The sequence below is a fragment of the Microcoleus sp. genome (assembly GCF_049646505.1).
Classification (GTDB): domain Bacteria; phylum Cyanobacteriota; class Cyanobacteriia; order Cyanobacteriales; family Microcoleaceae; genus Microcoleus.
In genome coordinates, this window is the sequence record NZ_JBARVX010000422.1 from 1 (window position 1) to 5,937 (window position 5,937).

The 5,937-nt window shown below is 50.8% G+C and carries 5 protein-coding genes; 3 read left to right on the forward strand and 2 right to left on the reverse strand.

The window, feature by feature from the left end; translation table 11 throughout:
* Window positions 1-289: 289 nt before the first annotated feature.
* Window positions 290-1,309, reverse strand: a complete 1,020-nt coding sequence (locus WBA89_RS20880; RefSeq protein WP_333421932.1) for a type I glyceraldehyde-3-phosphate dehydrogenase — start codon at window positions 1,307-1,309, stop codon at window positions 290-292.
* Between the two features lie 173 nt (window positions 1,310-1,482).
* Window positions 1,483-2,157, reverse strand: coding sequence for a nicotinate (nicotinamide) nucleotide adenylyltransferase (gene nadD, locus WBA89_RS20885; protein WP_424409149.1), 675 nt, complete (start codon window positions 2,155-2,157; stop codon window positions 1,483-1,485).
* 381 nt (window positions 2,158-2,538) lie between these two features.
* On the opposite strand from nadD, the gene murC reads away from it, so the two are divergent.
* From murC to WBA89_RS20900, 3 genes are all read left to right on the forward strand, one after another.
* Window positions 2,539-4,092 (forward strand): UDP-N-acetylmuramate--L-alanine ligase, encoded by a 1,554-nt coding sequence (gene murC / locus WBA89_RS20890; protein WP_424409151.1) that lies wholly within the window; start codon window positions 2,539-2,541, stop codon window positions 4,090-4,092.
* Between the two features lie 149 nt (window positions 4,093-4,241).
* Complete coding sequence (murB, locus tag WBA89_RS20895; protein ID WP_424409152.1) at window positions 4,242-5,198, forward strand: UDP-N-acetylmuramate dehydrogenase; 957 nt, start codon at window positions 4,242-4,244, stop codon at window positions 5,196-5,198.
* A 62-nt stretch (window positions 5,199-5,260) separates the two neighbouring features.
* Window positions 5,261-5,608, forward strand: a complete 348-nt coding sequence (locus tag WBA89_RS20900) for a YbaB/EbfC family nucleoid-associated protein (protein WP_424409153.1) — start codon at window positions 5,261-5,263, stop codon at window positions 5,606-5,608.
* The last annotated feature ends 329 nt before the right edge of the window (window positions 5,609-5,937 follow it).

Genomic DNA, 5,937 nt, shown 5'->3' on the forward strand with positions numbered 1-5,937 from the left:
GGACTAATGAGTCCTCATAGCGAGGACTGTCTTCTTTGAGGCAGGGGTTGAAACCCCTGCCGGACGGCTGGACTGCCGGAAAGAATTATCGGAATTAATATTACCCGAAATTAGGAGACGGCAGTGCCGTGTCCCTACCGCGATCGATTGTAGGGACACGGCACTGCCGTCTCCTCTATATCATAAGGACTAATAGAGTCCTCATAGCGAGGACTGTCTTCTTTGAGGCAGGGGTTGAAACCCCTGCCGGACTGCCGGACGACTGGACTGCCGGAAAGAAGTCAGGGATCTAGCCTTCCCAGCGTTCGGCGACCAATTCAGCCAAGTCAACCACCCGCTGACTGTAGCCCCACTCATTGTCGTACCAAGACAACACCTTCACCATGTCGCCGTCCATCACCAGCGTCAAACTGGCATCCAGGATCGAAGAAGCGTCGCTTCCGCGATAGTCGCAAGAAACCAGAGGCAAATCGTTGTACTCCAAAATCCCCTTCATCGAGCCTTCGGCCGCTTCTTTGAACACTTGATTTACCTGCTCGGCAAAAGTCTTTTTCTCTACCTGAGCCACAAAATCAACTACCGACACATTAGGAGTCGGCACGCGCATGGCGATGCCATTTAACTTACCCTTCAACTCTGGAATCACCAAAGCCACAGCTTGGGCCGCTCCGGTGGAAGTCGGCACAATGTTGATTGCAGCAGCCCGCGCCCGCCGCAAGTCACGGTGGCTGGCATCCAACAAGCGCTGGTCGCCAGTATAGCTGTGGGTAGTCGTCATCATGCCTTTGATGATGCCAAAATTGTCGTTAAGCACTTTCAGCACCGGAGCCAGACAGTTAGTGGTACAGCTAGCATTGCTGATGACAGTGTAGTCACTGTGCTTGTAGTTGTGGTGGTTGACTCCCATCACATAAGTCCCTACTTCTGGGCCCTTGCCGGGAGCTGTAATCAGCACTTTTTTCGCGCCGGCCGTGATATGCTTCGATGCACCAGCTTGGTCAACGAAGACGCCGGTTGCTTCAATAATCAGATCAATACCCCAATCTTTCCAAGGCAGGTTGAGCGGATTGCGATCGCTCACGCACTTAACTGTCTTGCCGTTGAGAATAATCGAATTTTCATCCGTGCTGATGTCTACACCCTTCAACGTTCCCATCATGGAATCGTATTTCAGCAAGTGAGCATTAGTTTTCGGATCGGAAGTGTCATTAATAGCTACCAGCTCGAGCTGGCTATCTTCTCGGCCCAGCCAGCAGCGCGTAAAACTGCGCCCAATACGCCCAAAACCATTAATCGCGACTCTAATCACCTTGTACCTCCTAACGATGGCAGCCCTTTACTTAGGCTTAAATTTTGGAAAAATTTAAGAATTGAGTTATGACACCAGATCATATCGCAAAGCTCGATCCTTTCTAACTTTTTGTGTTAATCAAAAAAACCTCAGCTTTTTTAGCTAGCCAAAAATCCCCAGGCCGAAGGGATTCAGCTTTCGGCTGCTGGTGGCTGGTAAAGGTTCTGAGTCGCAATATAAGTCCGTACAGCTTCCGGGACTAAGTAACTGAGCTCGCGATTTTCGGCACCCAAGCGGCGGATGCGGCTCGACGAAATCTCGATGCTGGGCGCGGACAATACTTGCCAGCGAATTTCCACGTCAAGAACAGCCATCTTTTCTGCCACTCGCCGGCAAACAGCATCTGTCTGAAGGTGGATCTTTGATTCGGCTGCTTTTGGGACATCCTCGCACTCCCCGACTCCTCCGCTCCGGGGCGCGACCAACCAGTCGCACAGCCCGCCTATTTCGGCGCAGCGGTGCCATTTGGGGAGAGTTTGGAGCGCGTCGCTACCAATAATCCAGTGCCACCGATCGCCTGGATACGATTTTTGCAAATACAGCAGGGTGTCGATCGCAGAAGTTCCAGAGGGATTGGTATCCACTGGCAAAAGTCCAAAATCCGACCGCCCAGCCGTTGCCAGAGCCACCATTTCCCGCCGTTGGTCAAAACTTGCCAAAACACTGTGCGGCTTGTGACCAGGAGCGCGATCGATCGCCCAAATGACTCGATCGAGAGCAAATTGACTCGCAGCCGTCTGGGCGATCGACAGGTGCCCCCAGTGAACCGGGTCAAAAGTCCCCCCAAAAATCGCGATTTTCCTCATACGTGGTAGTGTTGGTAAATCCTTGTGGGTTTTACCCCCAATCTTGGTAAAAAGGTTGTGGGGCTTTTGCTGCGGTACCGCAGCACAGCAGGCGGATAGAAATAAAAATAATGCAGGATTGTGCAACCGCCCAAAATTACTCAGTTTGTCCTGTCCCCAAACCCCATTCTCTGTTACCTGCAATTTTCTATTGTGACCGTTCCGGAAAACTACTCGGTACTAAGTCATATAGGATACAAGACAAACATCTCTACAAGTCCCGAAAATCAAGGGACGCGCAGAGAAATTTGTACAAAATCTCTAGCGAACTCTATCCTGAAAAAACAATTCTTGATATGATATCGCGTGTTATTGGCGTGGTGTGGTGTGTGAGGAGCGAAGATGCCGAGTTCTGTTGATTTCAGCGGTAGACCATTTCATTTCATCGGGATTGGTGGAATTGGGATGTCAGCCATTGCCTACATTCTAGCTAAACGCAAGTTGCCCGTGTACGGCTCCGATATTAAATCGAGTCACATCACCGAGCGCTTGCAAGAAATGGGAGCTCACATTTTTTGGCGTCAAGACGCCAGCAATTTTGAAGTTTTTCAAACGGCTATCAACGGTAGCAGTTCCGATCGCGGGACACCCGAAAATATAGTATCCTCGGTCGCTGGTGCGGTAGGGACTTCCGTCGCGACGGCCGAAGCTCTCAAATTGAACGGCAACGGTTCAAGCGCGCCAGCAAATGGGGGATTGCCTCAAGTAGTATGTTCGACGGCAATTCACCCGGCAAATGCCGAATATCGAGCTGCTTTAGATTTGGGCTGTCCGATTTTTCATCGATCGGATGTGTTGGCGGCCTTAATTCAAGATTACCAAAGCATAGCCGTAGCAGGGACTCACGGCAAAACTACTACTAGCAGCTTAATCGGCTTCATGCTGATGGCGGCCGGTCTAGACCCGACGATCGTAGTAGGAGGCGAGGTAAATGCTTGGGAAGGCAACGCCCGCTTGGGGAAAAGCCCTTACTTAGTGGCCGAGGCTGATGAATCCGACGGTTCTCTCGTCAAGCTGGTAGCCAAAATTGGCATAGTGACGAATGTGGAACTGGATCATCCAGACCATTACGATACCCTCGACCAGGTAATAGACACATTTAAGGTGTTTGCCCAAAACTGTCAAACCTTGGTGGGCTGCATTGACGACCAAATCGTCAAAGATTGCCTCGCGCCCAATGTCAGCTACAGTTTGCGGCCGGATAGCGGCGCTGACTACACGGTTTCGGGGGTAAAGTACGGGTCCGAAAGCACCAAGGCAGGCATTTGGGAGCGAGGAGCTTTCTTGGGAGAAATGGAGTTGAAGCTGCTGGGGACACACAATCTCAGCAATGCACTAGCTGCGGTAGCAGTGGGTAGATTGTTGGGGTTGGAGTTTTCGGCGATTGCCAAAGCGATTGCCGGCTTTGAAGGAGCTCGCCGCCGTTTTGAGGTGCGGGGTTTTCACAGTGACATCTTGTTTGTAGATGACTACGCTCACCACCCCAGCGAAATTCGCGTTACCTTGGCGGCCGCTCGCTTGCGAATTGAAGGTAGCGAAAAAAATTCCAAATCTCGAAGAGTGGTTGCTATTTTTCAACCTCACCGTTACAGCCGGACTCTGACATTTTTGCCAGAATTTGCCCAATCTTTTGGGGATGCAGATTTGGTGGTGGCTTGCGATATTTACAGTGCTGGGGAGCCGAATTTAGGATCGATTAGCGGGCAGCAGGTTGCTGATTTGATTGCTAAAGAAGGGCGGGAAGTGAAGTTTTTGCCTTCCCTGGAATTAGTCACTCAGTTTTTAAATGAAAATCTGCAACCGGGAGATTTGGCTTTGTTTTTGGGTGCTGGCAATCTCAATCAGATTATTCCAGAGGTGATGGCCTGTTATCAAGCCGCCTCGCGCCCGGATTAGTTAGCTCGCCCGAAAGAGTCGATCGACAGCCTCCGGCGGTGCAGGTTGTACCGACACTGCTGGCTCTGGCGGCTCGCTCAAAGTGGCGGCACCGATAAATAAATTTTCAACCGCGTCTTCCAGCGAAGGTATATTTAAGGATTTTCAAGATGGTGGCTATCTCGAATCACTTTTCTGTTAAGGACAATCAGCGAGTGTATTCTCCTATTTCTTTGCGGGGAACTGACTGCAAGATTAACTCCCAAGTTGCGCTGGCGGGCCTGACTTCCTTCCGAGTTGGCGGCCCGGCCGAGTGGTACGTCGCTCCCCGCACTGTGGAGGCTTTGCAAGCAAGTTTTGCCTGGGCACAGGATGAAGAAGTGCCGGTGACTCTGCTGGGTGCGGGTTCTAATCTGTTGGTGAGCGATCGGGGTTTGTCCGGTTTGGTTGTCGCCACTCGCTACCTCAAACAGGTGAATTTCAATGCAGAAACAGGTCAAGTTACGGCCGGGGCGGGGGAGTCAATTCCCCGCCTCGCTTGGTTGGCGGCTAAACGGGGCTGGAAAGGTCTAGAATGGGCTGTCGGTATACCGGGCACCGTGGGAGGGGCTGTGGTGATGAATGCAGGCGCTCACAGGGGCTGTACTGCTGATATTCTGGTCAATGCTCGCCTGCTATCCCCCTCCGGTAAAGTGGAAATTTTGACTCCCCAAGAGTTGGAGTACCGCTACCGGACTTCGGTGCTGCAAGGGGGCGATCGCCTGGTAACAGAAGCGACTTTTCAGTTGCAGCCGGGATTTGACCGATCGCAAGTAATGGCCGTCACTAATGAAAATTTCAGCCAGCGGCGGACAACTCAACCTTACCACTTACCGAGCTGCGGCTCAGTCTTCCGCAACCCCGGCCCCAAGACTGCAGGTTGGTTCATCGAACAAGCGGGACTGAAGGGATATCAAATCGGCGGCGCACAAGTAGCTCAGCGCCATGCTAATTTTATTCTTAACTGCGGGTCAGCAACGGCAAATGATATTTTTCAATTGATCCGCCACGTTCAACAGCAAGTCGAACAGCGGTGGTCGCTGTTGTTGGAGCCAGAAGTTAGAATACTGGGAGAGTTCCCTTTCTAAGGCATCATTGAAGTAATACGAAAGCGGCAAACTGCCAGCCCACACACCATCAAAAATTAGTTATGACAAAATCAGGACAAGGATTTGGCTTCGGCCTGGGCAAAATGAAAGAACTGACTGAAGCTTTCAAAAAAGCTCAGCAAGTTCAAGAAGGAGCTAAAAAGCTTCAAGAAGAGTTGGATGTAATGGAAATTGAGGGAAATGCCGGCGGCGGCTTGGTCAAGGTTTTTCTCAGCGGCAACCAAGAACCCCGCCGGGTCGAAATTTCGCCGGATGCCCTCGGTGAAGGTGCTGATGTGGTTTCTGAACTCGTCACGGTAGCGATGCTGGATGCTTACACTAAGTCTACGGCTACGATGCGGGAGAAAATGGAAGAACTGACCGGCGGACTGAATCTCCCCGGTTTCTAAGCCCTTGGTCAGTTGACTGTTGACTGTTGACTGTTGACTGTTGGCTGTTGACTGTTGACAGTTGGCTGTTAACTGTTGGCTGTTGACTGTTGGCTGTTGACAGTTAACTGTTGGCTGTTGACTGTGAATATTAATGTTATTAGTTATTAGTAGCCCCAAGCGAGTAACTAAGCTGTCACGCATTTAAATTGTATGTTCAGGGCGGGCAGGACACCCCACAAGATTTAGATGTTTTTTGACATTCAATTTAACTGCCGCAACAGCTTAACAACCAATAACTAATAACCAATAACCAATAACCAACAACCAATAACCAACAACCAATAACT

Coding starts and splice junctions, on each gene's coding strand:
- nadD (WP_424409149.1), bottom strand. CDS start 2,157: ATGAGGAAAATCGCGATTTTTGGGGGGACTTTTGACCCGGTTCACTGG.
- murC (WP_424409151.1), top strand. CDS start 2,539: ATGCCGAGTTCTGTTGATTTCAGCGGTAGACCATTTCATTTCATCGGG.
- murB (WP_424409152.1), top strand. CDS start 4,242: ATGGTGGCTATCTCGAATCACTTTTCTGTTAAGGACAATCAGCGAGTG.
- WBA89_RS20900 (WP_424409153.1), top strand. CDS start 5,261: ATGACAAAATCAGGACAAGGATTTGGCTTCGGCCTGGGCAAAATGAAA.